Origin of the sequence: Streptococcus sp. SV2 (genome assembly GCF_030440175.1) — a bacterium.
Classification (GTDB): domain Bacteria; phylum Bacillota; class Bacilli; order Lactobacillales; family Streptococcaceae; genus Streptococcus; species Streptococcus raffinosi.
This window is the reverse complement of the sequence record NZ_JAQFJQ010000002.1, coordinates 167,703-184,138: the sequence shown is the minus strand read 5'-3', so window position 1 is coordinate 184,138 and position 16,436 is coordinate 167,703. Positions and strand designations below refer to the sequence as shown.

Here is a 16,436-nt window from a genome sequence, read left to right as displayed (position 1 = left end):
CAAAAAAACGGCATCTGCCGTTTTTTTTTTATATATTTGAGAATCTAAAAAAAGTTAAGGTCGAAACCTTAACTTTTTCGTTTTTAACCCAAGAAACGTTTGAGGAATTCCTTGGTACGTTCTTCTTTAGGATTTTCAAAGAGTTGTTCTGGACTCCCTTGTTCAGCGATAACACCCTGATCCATGAAAATGACACGGTCTGAAACGTCACGTGCGAACTCCATTTCATGGGTTACGATAATCATGGTTAAACCAGTTTGAGACAGTTCCTGCATGGTCTTGAGAACTTCCCCAACCATTTCTGGGTCTAGGGCTGAGGTAGGTTCGTCAAATAGGATGGCTTCTGGATTTACAGAGAGGGCGCGAGCGATAGCAACACGCTGTTTTTGTCCCCCTGAAAGTTGTTTTGGTTTAGCTTTCCAGTATTGTTCACCCATGCCAACTTTCTCCAAGTTTGCCTTGGCGATGCTTTCAGCTTCTTTGCGATCACGTTTGAGAACAGTTGTTTGAGCCACGATGGCATTTTCTAAAACGTTGAGGTTTTCAAAGAGGTTGAAGGATTGGAACACCATTCCTAGTTTTTCACGATAAGCAGTAAGATTATAGCCCTTTTCAAGAACATTTTTTCCATGGAAGAGAATCTCACCGCCTGAAGGTGATTCAAGCAAGTTAATGGAGCGAAGGAAGGTTGATTTACCTGAACCTGACGAACCAATAATTGAGATAACTTCCCCTTCTTTAACACTGAGGGAGATATCTTTGAGGACTTCATTTTGTCCGTATGATTTTTTGAGGTTTTTGATTTCTAAAATCGTATCAGTCATTAGTGAGCCCCTCCTTGTGTGTATGTATCTTGGTCAAAGCGGCGTTCTACGTAACGTAAGATACGTGTCACTGTAAAGGTAAGGACAAAGTAGATGGCTGCGATAACAAAGAATGTTTGGAAGTATTGGTAAGTTTGTGTTGCCACAGTATTACCAGCGAAGTAAAGTTCGACAACGGAGATAACGTTCAAAACAGAAGTATCCTTGATGTTGATAACGAATTCATTACCAGTGGCTGGCAAGATGTTACGGATAACCTGTGGAAGAACAATCTTACGCATGGTTTGACCGTGAGAGAAACCAAGAGCAGTTGCGGCTTCGAATTGTCCCTTGTCTACTGCGAAGATACCACCACGAACGATTTCACTCATGTAGGCACCGGTATTAATAGAAACGATAATAACAGCGGCTAGGGTACGGTCAATATTGATACCAAAGGCTTGGGCAGTACCGTAGTAGATAACCATAGATTGTACAATCATTGGCGTACCACGGAAAACTTCGATATAGACATTAAGAACCCAACCGAAGAGTTTTTGGAGCAAGGCCACCAATTTATTCGCAGCCTTTGGAGCTGTGCGGTAAACACCGATCATAAGACCGATGAAAGTACCCACAACTGTACCGATAATTGAGATAAGAAGGGTAATTCCTGTACCACGTAAGAATTGTGGCCAGTTTTTACTTAGAATAGTTGCCATTTGGCTAAAGAAGCCAGTCTTCTTTGTTTCATCATGTTTTTCAGCAGGCTGAATACTAATGATGTGGTTCATGAGTTTAGCTCGGTCATCTTGACTAATAGTGGCAAGGACCTTATTAACTTGAGTGAGTGTTTCTGTATCGTCCTTACGAAGACCAACGGCAATCGAAATGTCGTCGTTAGAGACCTTGAATCCGTCACCTTTTTTGAGAGCTATCATCTTATAAGTTGAGCTAGCTGCCTCAGCTGTAAGTGCTTCAGGTCTCTCAGAGATATACCCATCAATAATGCCAGAAGATAGCGCTTGACGCATGGCACCAAAGTCACTCATGGGTGTTTGTTTATCAACATTTGGAATTTGTGTGATTAGGTCTACCAAGTAGTTTCCCTGTTGGGCAGTAATCTTGGCCCCCTTGAAATCGTCAATCGTTTTTGCATTGGCATACTTACCTTTTGCATCGACCACAACTACAGGTTCACTCGTATAGTAGCTATCTGAGAAGTTGATTTCTTTACGGCGTTCAGCAGTTGTACTCATACCTGCAACAATCATATCAATCTTACTAGATGTGAGGGCAGGGATGAGACCGGTCCATGCTGTTTTGACGACTAAAGGTTTCTTACCTTGAGCTTCAGCGATTTTTTTAGCGATTTGCACGTCATAACCGTTGGCATACTGTTTTGTTCCTTCAATTGGAACAGCTCCATTTGAGTTATCGTCCTGTGTCCAGTTAAAAGGTGCGTAGGCAGCCTCCATCCCGACACGGAGATACTCGTCTGCTTGAGCGCTTGATACCCCACCAAAAATGAGAAGAAGTGCTGCAAAGCAGGCTACAATAATTTTTTTCATTGAAACAATGTCTCCTATAAAAATGTCATTCCTTACTATTTTACAGGAAATTAGGACTGATGACAATAAGTTAAGACTAGAAAGAAACTGTATATCAGGATTGTCTTTAAATACAGTTGCTAATTTGATATAATGGGAAGGACAATTTAGAGCCTTACTCACTATTAGTGTGATAAGACTAACATTTTAAAACGGAGTGAATTATGCAAACGGCACAGTATATTATTGAATTACTAAAAGCGGTTTTTCTAGGGGTTGTTGAAGGAGTCACTGAGTGGTTGCCTATTTCGTCAACAGGTCACTTGATTTTGGTTAATGAATTCTTGAACTTGAGACAAAGTAAAGCCTTCATTGATATGTTTAATATCGTTATTCAGCTTGGAGCTATTCTGGCGGTTATGGTCATCTACTTTAAACGTTTGAATCCCTTCCAACCTGGTAAGACAGCACGTGAAGTGCAATTGACTTGGCAACTTTGGCTTAAGGTAGTCATTGCTTGTATCCCTTCAGCTTTCATTGGACTCTTTTGGGATGATTGGATGGAAGCTCACCTCAGTAATTTCCTTGTTGTAGCCATCATGTTGGTGGTTTACGGGATTGCCTTTATTTGGATTGAGGACCGTAATCGACGTGTTGAACCTAAGGTAACCGATTTGGCACGAATGTCTTACAAGACAGCTTTCTATATCGGTCTTTTCCAAGTTTTGAGTATCATCCCAGGGACAAGCCGTTCAGGTGCTACTATTCTTGGGGGTATCATCGTTGGTACTAGCCGTAGCGTAGCTGCTGACTTTACTTTCTTCCTTGGTATTCCAACCATGTTTGGTTACAGTGGGCTTAAGGCGGTTAAGTACTTTATTGACGGAAATACTTTGACAGGTGGACAAGTAGCTATTCTCTTGGTAGCTAGTGTGACAGCCTTTGTTGTCAGCTTGTTTGTCATTCGCTTCTTGATGAACTACATTAAGAAACATGACTTCACAGTTTTCGGGAAATACCGTATTGTACTTGGTATTATCGTGCTTCTCTATGGAGCGATCAAACTTATTTTTGGATAAATAAACTGAAAAGGACATCGATTGAAGTCCTTTTTATCTGGTCTAGAGATTATTTATTGAGGAGTTTTCCAAAGATAAGATAAGCTAGTGTCCAAAGGACCAGTCCGCAGGTTAAGAAACTCGCTAGGATTTTCAAGAAGTCCACGACATTATGCAAGGGATACCATCCAGATAAACATAGAATTGGAAGGATGGTAACACACATGATTGAGAAGTGAAGCAGTGATTGTTGTCTGAGTGTCAAACGGTTATCGTCGTAAATGGGAGCAGTTGCTAGTATGATGGCGACAATTAGCCCCGTAAGAAAGGTAGATTTGTTTACTTGATGAGGTTGCCCGGATAAGTAGAGAAAAAGCGTCAAAAAACTCGTTATTCCTCCAGCAATGCTAGCTCGAAGCCATCCTTTTTTATAGGTAGTCATGGTCATCACCTCCAACTATATATCCACTTTTATTATACTCCTTTCTAGGATAGATGACGGCTATAAAAAGGGAAATTCAGGTCTTTGCTAGCATTAGAGAATTTTTAGAAAAGCCTCTTAAAATAAGATCTAAACTTGCTCAGAAATTGCTATCTCTTGGCTTTTCTAGTATAATGAAATAACTACTCGTGCGAGGTTTTTTACATATGGAAATGAAACAAATAAGCGAGACAACTCTAAAAATCATGATTACCATGGAAGATCTTGAAGAGCATGGTATGGAGTTGAAAGATTTCTTGATTCCCCAGGAAAAAACAGAGGAATTTTTCTACACTGTTATGGATGAGTTGGACTTGCCAGATAACTTTAAAAATAGCGGAATGCTGAGCTTTCGTGTCACGCCACGCAAGGACCGTGTGGATGTTTTCGTAACCAAATCAGATATTAAGGAAGAGCTTGACTTCAACGATTTGTCTGACATGGATGAGTACTCTGGCCTTTCTCCAGAAGAGTTCCTCAAGGCTCTTGAAGGAAACTTCATGGATAAGGGAGATATTGAGGCTCACCATAAGCTTGAAGAACTCGAAAAGACTTTGGAAGAAGTTGATAAGTCAATGACAGAACCTAGCAAAGAAGAAGCTGAGGAAAACATTCGTGAAGATTATACCCACTACGTCTTGGCTTTCTCTGATTTTGATCAAGTGGTGACCTTTACGCAAGGCTTGAAGGATGTGCCTGTAGAAGGTTCTGAGCTTTATAAACTTGGCGATGTCTACTATATGACAATCCTTCTTTACTTGGCCGATGAGCCTGATTACTACGCGAACAATATGTATGCGCGTTTCCTTGAATATGCAAATGTGGCAGATCGCACACGTGCCTACCTACAAGAGCATGCAATAATCTTGATGGAAGAGGACGCCTTACCGGTATTACAAGCAACGAAATGGAGCTAAGATATGCCTTGGACAATTAACTATATTTTTGTCTTGATTGGGGCTTTTTTAATCGCTGTTGTGACGACCCCTATAGTTCGCTCTTTGGCCTTTCGTGTCGGAGCCGTTGACAATCCAAATGCTAGACGTATTAATAAAAAACCAATGCCTAGTGCAGGTGGTTTAGCCATTTTGTTGTCTTTTGTATTATCAACCTTGGTGTTCATGCCCATGGTCATCCATAAGGAAATCTGGCATATTTCATATATTAGGTACATTCTACCCGTTGTCGTGGGGGGGGCTATCGTCGCATTGACAGGCTTTATTGATGATATTCTAGAATTAAAGCCTCTGCCTAAGATGATTGGTATTATGACCGGAGCAATCGTCGTGTGGGCTTTTACGGACTTCCGATTTGATAGCTTTAAGATTCCTTTTGGTGGTCCTATGATTTATTTTGGGCCAGTATTGACCTTGATTTTAACGGTATTATGGATTACTGCCATCACCAATGCTATTAATCTGATTGATGGTTTGGACGGTTTGGTCGGAGGAGTTTCCATCATTTCCCTTATGACGATGGGGGTAATTTCTTATTTCTTCCTCTATGATACTGATATTTTCTTGACCATGACCATCTTTGTCTTGGTGGCGGCTATTGTTGGCTTTTTCCCTTATAACTATCACCCTGCTATTATTTATCTCGGTGATACGGGGGCTCTCTTTATTGGTTTTATGATTGGTGTCTTATCGCTTCAGGGTTTGAAAAATGCAACGGCTGTAGCGATTTTATCGCCAGTTATTATCCTTGGGGTACCGATTGTAGATACGGTGGTGGCCATTGTCCGTCGTAAGTTGTCTGGGCGTCCAGCTATGGAAGCTGACAAGATGCACTTACACCACCGACTTTTAGCTATGGGGTTCACTCATCGAGGAGCTGTTCTAGTAGTCTATGCTATCGCTATCCTATTTTCATTGATTGCCCTCTTGCTCAATGTTTCTAGCCGTCTAGGTGGTATTCTCTTACTGTTAAGCTTGATATTGGGAATGGAAATTCTGATTGAAGGGCTTGAGATTTGGGGCGTTGGTCGGACACCACTCTTTAATCTCTTGAAATTTATCGGGAATAGCGACTATCGTCAAGCGACCATGTTGAAATGGAAGCAAGAACGAAAAAAATAAACATTTGAAAAGCCAAGTAATGGCTTTTTTGTTATAATGATTCTAATTAAGGAAGATGGAATTTGTTTCCTATTTTCCAGAAAATAGCAATGCTGTTTTCAAAAATAATGGTATTTTGCGAGCTAAGTCTCGCTGTATATATGAAAAAGGAGTATACAATGTCTGTACTTGAAATCAAAAATCTTCATGTTTCTGTTGAAGATAAGGAAATCTTGAAGGGTCTCAATTTGACCCTTAAAACGGGTGAGATTGCTGCCATCATGGGTCCTAACGGAACAGGTAAATCTACCCTCTCAGCTGCTATCATGGGTAATCCAAACTATGAGGTTACAGAAGGTGACATCCTTTTTGATGGTGAAAGCATCCTTGACTTGGAAGTTGACGAACGTGCACGTCTCGGTCTTTTCCTTGCCATGCAATACCCAGCTGAAATTCCAGGGATTACGAATGCTGAGTTCATCCGTGCGGCTATGAACGCTGGTAAAGAAGATGAGGATAAGATTTCTGTCCTTGATTTCATCACTAAATTGGATGAGAAAATGGAATTACTTGGTATGCGTGAAGAAATGGCTGAGCGTTACCTTAATGAAGGTTTCTCAGGTGGTGAGAAGAAACGTAACGAAATTCTTCAATTGCTCATGTTGGAACCTAAATTTGCCCTTCTTGATGAAATTGACTCAGGTCTTGATATTGATGCCCTTAAAGTAGTTTCAAAAGGGGTTAATGCCATGCGTGGTGAAGGTTTTGGTGCCATGATTATCACTCACTACCAACGTCTCTTGAACTACATCACTCCAGATGTGGTACACGTGATGATGGAAGGGAAAGTGGTTCTTTCAGGCGGTCCTGAATTGGCTGCTCGTCTTGAGCAAGAAGGGTATGCGAAAATCGCTGAAGAGCTCGGCTACGAGTACCACGAAGAAGCTTAAGTCAGTTACTCGAAATAACTAGAAAAGGAGTAACCTATGTCAAAAGAATCTATTATCGCTTTTTCTCAAGCAAAAGCAGAGCCACTCTGGTTGCAAGACCTTCGTCAAGCAGCCTTTGATAAGCTTGAAAGCTTGGATCTTCCAAGAATTGAGCGTGTAAAATTCCATCGTTGGAATCTCGGTGATGGCACGCTTACTGAAAATGAACCATCAGCCAATGTGCCTGACTTTACAGCGCTCGGAAACAACCCTAAATTGGTTCAAGTAGGAACAAATACTGTTCTTGAACAATTGCCAGCTGACTTGATTAGCCAAGGTGTGGTCTTCACAGACCTTACAACTGCTCTTGAGGAAATCCCAGAAGTCGTTGAAGCCTTCTTTGGTAAGGCCGTAGCCTATGATGAGGACAAATTGGCAGCTTATAACTATGCCTACTTCAATAGTGCAGCGGTCCTTTACGTGCCAGATAATGTCGAAGTTGATTTGCCAGTTGAGGGCTATTTCTACCAAGATGGGATTTCAAATGTTCCGTTTAACAAACACATTTTAATTATAGCTGGTAAAAACAGTAAATTGACTTACCTTGAACGTTTTGAAACCCTAGGTGAAGCGACTGAAAAAGCCAGTGCTAATATTTCTGTAGAAGTTATTGCTCAAGACGGTGCCCAAGTTAAGTTTGCGGCCATTGACCGTTTGGGTGAAAATGTGACAACCTATATCAGTCGTCGAGGACGTATCGGTCGTGATGCGAGTCTTGATTGGGCTCTTGGTATTATGAACGAGGGTAATGTCATTGCAGACTTTGATAGTGACTTGATTGGTGATGGTAGCCATGCTAATCTTAAGGTTATCGGACTTTCATCTGGCCGTCAGGTTCAAGGGATTGATACTCGTGTGACTAACTATGGTAACAACTCTGTGGGTCATATCCTACAACATGGGGTTATCTTAGAACGTGGTACCTTGACTTTCAATGGTATTGGTCACATTGTCAAAGGTGCTAAGGGTGCTGATGCGCAACAAGAAAGCCGTGTGCTCATGCTTTCAGACAAGGCCCGTTCAGACGCTAACCCAATCCTTTTGATTGATGAAAATGAAGTTACAGCAGGACATGCCGCTTCAATCGGTCAGGTGGATCCAGAGGATATGTACTACCTCATGAGTCGTGGACTTGATCAAGACACTGCAGAACGTTTGGTTATTCGTGGCTTCTTGGGAGCAGTTATCACTGAAATCCCAGTTAAAGAAGTGCGTGACGAGATGATTTCTGTAACAGATACCAAACTAAACAAACGTTAGGAACTATCGACACAGATAGTCTAACTTATGATATATCTAGATAGGGAGATAAGATGTCAACTTTAGATGCCTATAAGATTCGACAAGATTTTGCCATTTTAGATCAAGTAGTTAATGATGAGCCCTTGGTGTACTTGGATAATGCAGCGACGACTCAGAAACCTCAAGTAGTTCTAGACGCCCTTATGGCCTATTATCATGAGGATAATGCCAATGTTCACCGTGGCGTGCATACCTTGGCAGAGCGTGCAACAGCTGCTTACGAAGCTAGTCGTGAAAAGTTACGTCAGTTTATCAATGCGAAAACGACTAAAGAAGTTCTCTTTACACGTGGAACGACAACCGGTCTTAACTGGGTTGGTCGTTTTGCGGAGCAGGTTCTTGAACCAGGAGACGAAGTGCTTATTTCCATTATGGAGCACCACTCCAATGTCATTCCTTGGCAAGAAGCTTGTAAGAAGACGGGTGCTAAGCTTGTCTATGCCTACTTAAAAGACGGTCAGTTGGATATGGAAGACTTGACCAACAAGATTACAGAAAAGACAAAATTTGTAAGTCTGGCTCAGGTTTCTAACGTTCTAGGTTGTATCAATCCTGTGAAGGAGATTGCCCAGCTAGCCCATCAAGTTGGGGCTTATATGGTTGTGGATGGTGCCCAATCTGCCCCTCACATGACCATTGATGTTCAAGATTTGGATTGTGATTTCTTTGCCCTTTCTGGGCACAAGATGTTAGGTCCAACAGGAATTGGTGTGCTTTATGGCAAGGAAGAAATTCTCAACCAGATGAATCCTATTGAGTTTGGTGGTGAGATGATTGATTTCGTCTACGAACAAGAAGCTACTTGGAAGGAACTGCCTTGGAAATTCGAGGCTGGGACACCTAATATTGCAGGAGCTATTGCTCTTGGTGCTGCTGTGGACTACCTCACTAACCTGGGTATGGAAAATGTTCATGCTTACGAGCAAGAATTGGTTGACTATGTTTTGCCTAAGCTTCAAGCAATTGAAGGTTTGACGGTTTATGGCCCAGAAGATCCTAATCAACATACTGGTGTTATTGCCTTTAATATTGATGGACTTCATCCCCATGATGTGGCGACTGCCCTTGATTATGAAGGGGTGGCCGTGCGCGCAGGTCACCACTGTGCCCAGCCGTTGATCACTCATTTAGGTATTTCATCAGCTGCCCGTGCAAGCTTCTATGTTTACAATACCAAAGAGGATTGTGACAAGCTTGTGGAGGCAATTCTTGCGACGAAGGAGTTTTTCAATGGCACTCTCTAGACTAGATAGTTTATATATGGCTGTTGTGGCCGACCACTCTAAGAGCCCTCACCATTATGGTGTTTTGCCTGATGTGGAGCAACTTCAACTGAATAATCCGACTTGTGGAGATGTTATCAATCTGTCAGTCAAATTTGATGGGGACGTGATTGAAGACATTGCCTTTGCTGGCGATGGTTGTACCATTTCGACAGCCTCATCAAGTATGATGACGGATGCTGTTATTGGTAAGACTAAGGCAGAAGCTTTAGAACTGGCGGAAATTTTCTCGCTCATGATTCAAGGAGAACATGACATCAATACAGATAAATTAGGTGAAGCTAAGCTCTTGGCAGGAGTTTCCAAATTTCCACAACGTATCAAATGTGCAACCCTCTCTTGGAATGCTCTCAAAAAGGCTATAGAGAGAAGCGAGCTTTAAAATAAGAAAACTAATCAACCCTTTAAAAAAGGAAAATACTATGACTGAAACAAATGAAAAAGTAGAACCAAAACCCATTGATCTTGGGGAATATAAATACGGTTTCCATGATGATGTGACACCAGTCTTTTCAACAGGAAAAGGAATCAGTGAAGACGTGGTTCGTGCCATGTCTGCTGAAAAAGGGGAACCTGAGTGGATGCTTGAATTCCGCTTGAAATCATTGGAAACCTTTAACAAAATGCCTATGCAAGAGTGGGGACCAGACCTTTCTGAAATCGACTTTGATGACTTGACCTATTTCCAAAAAGCGTCAGACAGACCTGCTCGTGACTGGGAAGATGTTCCTGAAAAAATCAAGGAAACCTTTGAACGTATTGGTATCCCCGAAGCTGAACGTGCTTACCTAGCAGGGGCTTCGGCTCAGTATGAATCAGAAGTGGTTTACCACAATATGAAAGAAGAGTACGATAAGTTGGGAATCATCTTTACGGATACAGACTCAGCTCTTAAAGAGTACCCAGAACTCTTCAAGAAGTACTTCTCAAAACTGGTTCCTCCAACAGATAACAAATTTGCGGCCCTTAACTCAGCCTTCTGGTCAGGCGGTACCTTTATTTATGTGCCAAAAGGTGTTAAGGTAGATATCCCACTTCAAACCTACTTCCGTATTAACAATGAAGCTACGGCTCAGTTTGAACGCACACTCATCATCGTTGATGAAGGGGCCAGCGTTCACTATGTGGAAGGCTGTACGGCACCAACCTATACTTCAGCCAGCCTTCATGCGGCTATCGTTGAAATCTTTGCGCTTGAAGGAGCCTATATGCGTTATTCAACCATTCAAAACTGGTCAGATAGCGTCTATAATTTGGTAACCAAACGTGCTACTGCTAAGAAAAATGCGACTGTTGAGTGGATTGACGGTAATCTTGGTGCTAAGAAAACAATGAAGTACCCATCAGTTTACCTAGATGGTGAAGGTGCGCGTGGGACTATGCTTTCTATCGCCTTTGCCAATGCTGGTCAGCACCAGGACACAGGAGCTAAGATGATCCATAATGCGCCACACACATCATCATCTATTGTCTCTAAATCAATTGCCCGTAATGGTGGTAAGGTTGACTATCGTGGCCAAGTAACTTTCAATAAGGACTCTAAGAAATCTGGTTCTCACATTGAATGTGACACGATCTTGATGGATGATTTATCTAAGTCAGATACGATTCCATTTAATGAAATTCACAACTCACAAGTGGCTTTGGAACACGAAGCCAAAGTTTCTAAAATTTCTGAAGAGCAACTCTACTATCTCATGAGTCGTGGTCTTTCCGAACAAGAAGCTACTGAAATGATTGTCATGGGATTTGTAGAACCATTTACCAAAGAGCTTCCAATGGAATATGCTGTTGAGCTTAACCGCTTGATTAGTTATGAAATGGAAGGATCAGTTGGGTAAGAAGTAAGCTTGTGTATAAATACAGAGTAAACTGAGAATTTAGTTCAAAACAAAAAAGGTTAAGATAGGCATCTTAGCCTTTTTTGTTGGCATTGATTGTAAATCGCCTATGTATAGCGAAGCAAGAGCTATAAATGCATCATTTTTGGGATATTTCGAGTCTTTTTAAAGACAAAAATGACTGAATTGTCGAATTATTAAGAATTACGTCTTTACTTTAGCTTATTTTGAGGTATAATTATACACGAAAGTAAATTTTTTATTGGAGGAGGTTTCTTATAATTATGATTAAGAAACGTAACTTTAAGAGTATTGTAGCCGTTGGAGTAATTACTTTAGCTTCTGCAACACTTCTTGCTGCTTGTGGCTCAAAATCAACCTCAAGTAAAGATGAAATTAACTGGTACACCCCTACTGAAATATTGACCCTTGATATTTCTAAAAATACAGATCACTATTCAGCCTTGGCGCTTGGGAACTCAGAAAGTAACTTGCTTCGTGTTGATAAAGATGGAAAGTTGCAACCTGATTTGGCTAAAAAAGTTGATGTGTCAGCCGATGGTTTGACTTATACAGCGACTCTTAGAGATGACTTGAAGTATTCAGATGGTACTAAGCTTACTGCTGAGGACTTTGTCTATACTTGGCAACGTATGGTTGATCCCGCTACAGCTTCTGAGTATGCTTACCTTGCTTCAGATTCTCACCTTGTTAATGCTGCAGACATTATTGCTGGTAAGAAGAGCGTTGATGAATTGGGTGTTAAGGCTGAAGGAAATAAAGTTATCTTTACTTTGTCAAATCCTTCTCCACAATTCAAGAGTCTTTTGTCATTCTCAAACTTTGTTCCACAACATAAGGAATTTGTAGAAAAGACTGGAAAACAATACGGAACGAAGTCTGATAAACAAATTTATTCTGGACCTTTTAAAGTTGAAAATTGGAATGGTACAAGCGGTAGCTTCAAACTTGTCAAAAATGACAATTACTGGGATGCTAAGCACGTTAAAACAAAGACAATCAATATTCAAACGGTTAAAAAACCTGATACAGCCGTCCAAATGTATAAACAAGGTCAACTTGACTTTGCAAATATTTCAAATACGTCTGCTATTTTTAATGCCAATAAGAAAAACAAAGATGTTGTTACAGTTCCAGAAGCAACAACAAGTTATATGACCTATAATGAAACTGGTAAAGTTAAAGGTCTAGATAATCTTAAAATCCGTCAAGCTCTCAACCTTGCTACTGACCGTAAAGGTATTGTCGAAGCTGCGGTTGATACAGGTTCAGTCCCAGCAACTAGTTTTGCACCTACTGGATTGGAAAAATTACCTGATGGTACTGATTTATCTAAATATGTGGCACCTGGCTATAGCTATAACAAGGAAGAAGCAGCTAAGCTCTTCAAAGAAGGTCTTGCTGAAGCTGGTTTAAGTGACTTGAAATTGACAATTACAGCAGATTCAGATTCACCTGTTTCTAAAGCTGCAGTTGATTACATTAAAGAAACTTGGGAAAAAGCTCTTCCTGGTTTGACTGTTGAAGAAAAATTTGTGACATTTAAACAACGTCTTGAAGATACTAAGAATCAAAACTTTGATGTTGCTCTTGTTCTTTGGGGTGGTGACTATCCAGAAGGATCAACATTCTATAGCTTGTTCACTTCAAATTCCGCTTATAACTATGGTAAGGCAAATAGCTCTACATATGACGCAGCCTATGAAAAAGCTATTTCAACGGATGCATTAGATCCAACAGCCGCTGCAAATGATTATAAAGCTGCTGAAAAAGCACTTTATGATGAAGCGATGTATAATCCGATTTACTTCCGATTTACAAAAGGCTTGCAAAATCCTTCAATCAAAGGACTTGTACGTAACTCAACTGGTCTTGATGTTGACTTCACCTATGCTTATAAAGATAAATAGTTGCTATCATTATAATGACAGAGTAAAGTAGAACATTCATCAGCTACTGTATGTACGTTTATCGCAAAATGAACTAAGAAGCTGGCGGCTTTAGTCCCAGCTTCTTTCGTTGTTACATAAAGGAAATTTTATGACGAAATATTTATTGAAAAGGATAGCTATTTTGCTAGTTACCCTATGGGTGGTTGTCACTCTATCTTTCTTCCTAATGCAAGTTATGCCGGGGTCACCATTCAATAATCCCAAATTAACGAATGATATGATTGCGGTTATGAATAAGCAATATGGCTTAGATAAGCCTGTATGGCAACAGTATTTGCAATATCTTTGGAATGTCCTGCACGGTGATTTAGGAACAAGTTATCAGTCTGCAAATCAGCCTGTTAGCATGATGATTAGTCAGCGTTTGGCAGTTTCAGCGCAACTGGGTATTCAAGCCCTTGTCGTTGGGGTATTGTCTGGTCTTTTTGTAGGAGCAGTGTCAGCACGTAATAAAAATAACTGGATTGATAATATCTTGAGCGTGCTATCAACACTCGGTATTTCAGTACCTTCATTCATTATTGGTCTTTTGCTTTTGGATTACCTTGGATTTAAGTGGGGAGTTCTTCCTTTATCTGGATGGGGTTCATTTAGCCAAACGATTTTACCTACTTTAGCTCTTGCTATTCCAGTATTTGCTCAAGTCACCCGTTTTTTCCGTAGTGAAATGATTGAAACCATGAATACTGATTATATTCAACTAGCTAGGGCTAAAGGGTTAACAGCACGTCAAATTAGTAATCGACATGCTTATCGCAATTCAATGATTCCTGTTCTTACCTTAATCGGTCCAATGGCTGCTAATATTTTAACAGGTTCAGCACTCATAGAGCAGATTTTCTCAATTCCTGGAATTGGCCAACAGTTTGTTACCTCTATTCCAACAAAAGATTATCCTGTCATTATGGGAACCACTATCGTTTATGCCGTTATGCTTATGGTAGCTATCCTATTGACAGATATCATTACTAGTTTTGTGGATCCACGTGTCCGTCTGAAGTAAGGAGAGTATCATGGAAGAAAAACAACTATTTAAACTTGTTGGTGCTGGAAATACTGAATCACAAGAAAAAATTGAAAAACCGACTCTCTCTTTTACACAAGATGCTTGGAGACGTCTGAAAAAAAATAAATTGGCGACCATATCCCTTTGGTTTTTAGCCATTCTACTGGTCTTTTCAATTGGCTCAAATTTCTTTGTTAATGCCAAGGATGCTAATAGTTTTAATGGTGATGAAGTTAAGACATATCGTAATTTACCACCTAAACTATCAGATAGCTTACCATTCTGGAATGGTAGTATTGTATTTTCAGGTAATACGGAGCCTAATGATGTGTACTCTGATCAATCAGTTCCAAAAGATGATAAATTTATTTTGGGAACTGACAATCTGGGACGCAGCTTAGCGAAACGTGTGATTGTTGGTATACGTATCTCTCTCTTAATTGCCATCGTTGCTACTTTAATTGATTTGATTATTGGAGTGACCTATGGTCTGGTGTCAGGTTTCTTAGGTGGGAAGATTGACCTCTTCATGCAACGTGTTATTGAGGTCATCTCATCTATCCCTAACTTGGTCATAGTAACGATGTTAGGGCTTCTTTTGGGTAGTGGTGTGTTGTCAATCATTATCTCAATTGCCATAGTCGGATGGACGTCCATGGCGCGTCAAGTACGTAATTTGACCCTATCTTACCGAGAACGTGAATTTGTTTTAGCCTCACGTGCTTTGGGTGAAAATAAATTCCAGATAGCTTTTAAACATGTTTTACCAAATATTTCAGGTATCATTATTGTTCAAATTATGATGACAGTTCCAAGTGCTATTATGTACGAAGCGGTTCTGTCAGCTATCAATTTGGGGGTTAAGCCACCAACAGCTTCTTTAGGTTCGTTGATTACAGATGCTTCTGAAAATCTCCAATACTACCCTTATCAGGTGGTTATTCCTGCCTTGGCTCTTGTTTTTATCTCTCTTGCCTTTATTCTTTTAGGGGACGGCTTGCGTGATGCGTTTGACCCTAAATCTAACAAAGAAAACTAATAGGAGCGTAATAATGATGAAAGAAACGATTTTAAGTGTAAAAAATCTCCATGTTAATTTTCATACTTACGCTGGAGAAGTAAAAGCGATTCGTGATGTCAATTTTGACTTGAAAAAAGGTGAGACACTAGCGATTGTTGGTGAATCTGGTTCAGGAAAGTCTGTAACGACAAGGACGCTAATGGGTCTATCAGACAAAAACGCTAAGGTAACTGGAGACATTACCTTTAATGGGCGTGATATGCAAACCTTGAAGGAGGAAGATTGGGTTAAGGTTCGTGGAAATGATATTGCTATGATTTTTCAGGATCCTATGACCAGTCTTGACCCTACTATGAAAATTGGGCGCCAAATTGCTGAGCCTATCATGCTTCATACCAAGGTATCTCAAAAAGAAGCCTTAGATATGGCTTTACAATTAATGAAAGATGTTGGCATACCTAATGCCGAAGAACATATAAATGACTACCCTCACCAATGGTCAGGGGGAATGCGTCAAAGAGCAGTAATTGCCATTGCTCTAGCTGCAGATCCTGAAATTTTGATTGCTGATGAGCCTACTACTGCCTTAGATGTTACGATTCAAGCACAAATTCTTCATCTGATGAAAAAAATCCAAGAAAAGCGTGATTCATCCATTATTTTTATTACACATGACTTGGGTGTTGTTGCTGGGATGGCTGATCGTGTGGCGGTAATGTATGCTGGTAAAATAGTGGAATATGGGACTGTGGATGAGGTTTTCTACAATCCGCAACACCCATACACATGGGGTCTTCTTAACTCTATGCCTACAACAGAAACAGAATCTGGTAGCTTAGAAGCTATTCCAGGGACTCCTCCAGATTTGCTTTATCCTCCTAAAGGTGATGCCTTTGCTGCTCGAAATGCCTTTGCTTTAGATATTGATTATCAGGAAGAACCGCCAATGTTTAAGGTATCAGATACGCATTTTGCAGCAACATGGCTCTTGGATGAACGAGCTCCTAAAGTAACCCCTCCTTCACCAATATTGAAACGATGGGAAAAATGGTCAAAGATGAAGGAGAAATAA

15 protein-coding genes are annotated in these 16,436 nt (G+C 40.5%); 12 read left to right on the top strand and 3 right to left on the bottom strand.

The features are described 5' to 3' along the window. Nucleotides 1-83: 83 nt before the first annotated feature. Nucleotides 84-824, bottom strand: coding sequence for an amino acid ABC transporter ATP-binding protein (locus tag PCY14_RS02105; protein ID WP_301363099.1), 741 nt, complete (start codon nucleotides 822-824; stop codon nucleotides 84-86). Beyond that, nucleotides 824-2,374 carry an ABC transporter substrate-binding protein/permease gene (locus tag PCY14_RS02100; RefSeq protein ID WP_301363098.1) on the bottom strand — a complete coding sequence of 517 codons (1,551 nt, stop codon included), beginning with the start codon at nucleotides 2,372-2,374 and terminating at the stop codon, nucleotides 824-826. Before PCY14_RS02100 ends, PCY14_RS02105 begins: the two co-directional genes overlap by 1 nt. Nucleotides 2,375-2,577: 203 nt before the next feature. On the opposite strand from PCY14_RS02100, the gene PCY14_RS02095 reads away from it, so the two are divergent. Continuing rightward, entirely contained in the window at nucleotides 2,578-3,432 is an 855-nt protein-coding gene (locus PCY14_RS02095) for an undecaprenyl-diphosphate phosphatase (protein WP_301363097.1), read from the top strand. Between the two features lie 49 nt (nucleotides 3,433-3,481). Here the strand turns inward: PCY14_RS02095 and PCY14_RS02090 are convergent, their stop codons facing one another. Next, entirely contained in the window at nucleotides 3,482-3,853 is a 372-nt protein-coding gene (locus tag PCY14_RS02090) for a DUF3021 family protein (RefSeq protein ID WP_293919512.1), read from the bottom strand. A gap of 206 nt (nucleotides 3,854-4,059) precedes the next feature. Here PCY14_RS02090 and mecA point away from each other — a divergent pair, with 206 nt between their 5' ends. From mecA to PCY14_RS02035, 11 genes are all read left to right on the top strand, one after another. Beyond that, the gene (gene mecA / locus PCY14_RS02085) at nucleotides 4,060-4,809 is read left to right on the top strand and encodes an adaptor protein MecA (protein ID WP_021151364.1); all 750 of its coding nucleotides are present in this window, start codon (nucleotides 4,060-4,062) and stop codon (nucleotides 4,807-4,809) included. Nucleotides 4,810-4,812: 3 nt separating this feature from the next. Next, nucleotides 4,813-5,970, top strand: a complete 1,158-nt coding sequence (locus tag PCY14_RS02080; RefSeq protein WP_021144921.1) for a glycosyltransferase family 4 protein — start codon at nucleotides 4,813-4,815, stop codon at nucleotides 5,968-5,970. 158 nt (nucleotides 5,971-6,128) lie between these two features. Then, complete coding sequence (sufC, locus tag PCY14_RS02075) at nucleotides 6,129-6,899, top strand: Fe-S cluster assembly ATPase SufC (RefSeq protein WP_021144922.1); 771 nt, start codon at nucleotides 6,129-6,131, stop codon at nucleotides 6,897-6,899. A 36-nt stretch (nucleotides 6,900-6,935) separates the two neighbouring features. Beyond that, complete coding sequence (gene sufD / locus PCY14_RS02070; RefSeq protein ID WP_021144923.1) at nucleotides 6,936-8,198, top strand: Fe-S cluster assembly protein SufD; 1,263 nt, start codon at nucleotides 6,936-6,938, stop codon at nucleotides 8,196-8,198. A gap of 53 nt (nucleotides 8,199-8,251) precedes the next feature. Next, on the top strand, nucleotides 8,252-9,484 hold the full coding sequence (locus PCY14_RS02065) for a cysteine desulfurase (protein WP_008535728.1): 1,233 nt from the start codon (nucleotides 8,252-8,254) through the stop codon (nucleotides 9,482-9,484). Then, complete coding sequence (gene sufU / locus PCY14_RS02060; RefSeq protein WP_021144924.1) at nucleotides 9,471-9,905, top strand: Fe-S cluster assembly sulfur transfer protein SufU; 435 nt, start codon at nucleotides 9,471-9,473, stop codon at nucleotides 9,903-9,905. The genes PCY14_RS02065 and sufU overlap by 14 nt, the downstream gene beginning before the upstream one ends. A gap of 40 nt (nucleotides 9,906-9,945) precedes the next feature. Beyond that, nucleotides 9,946-11,364, top strand: a complete 1,419-nt coding sequence (sufB, locus tag PCY14_RS02055) for a Fe-S cluster assembly protein SufB (protein ID WP_004183836.1) — start codon at nucleotides 9,946-9,948, stop codon at nucleotides 11,362-11,364. A 284-nt stretch (nucleotides 11,365-11,648) separates the two neighbouring features. Beyond that, the gene (locus tag PCY14_RS02050) at nucleotides 11,649-13,295 is read left to right on the top strand and encodes a peptide ABC transporter substrate-binding protein (RefSeq protein WP_004183835.1); all 1,647 of its coding nucleotides are present in this window, start codon (nucleotides 11,649-11,651) and stop codon (nucleotides 13,293-13,295) included. Between the two features lie 130 nt (nucleotides 13,296-13,425). After that, a complete protein-coding gene (locus PCY14_RS02045) occupies nucleotides 13,426-14,340 on the top strand; it encodes an ABC transporter permease (protein WP_004183834.1) in 915 nt (304 codons plus the stop codon). Nucleotides 14,341-14,347: 7 nt separating this feature from the next. After that, nucleotides 14,348-15,382 carry an ABC transporter permease gene (locus PCY14_RS02040; RefSeq protein WP_301363108.1) on the top strand — a complete coding sequence of 345 codons (1,035 nt, stop codon included), beginning with the start codon at nucleotides 14,348-14,350 and terminating at the stop codon, nucleotides 15,380-15,382. Nucleotides 15,383-15,395: 13 nt separating this feature from the next. Beyond that, a complete protein-coding gene (locus PCY14_RS02035; protein ID WP_008535733.1) occupies nucleotides 15,396-16,436 on the top strand; it encodes an ABC transporter ATP-binding protein in 1,041 nt (346 codons plus the stop codon).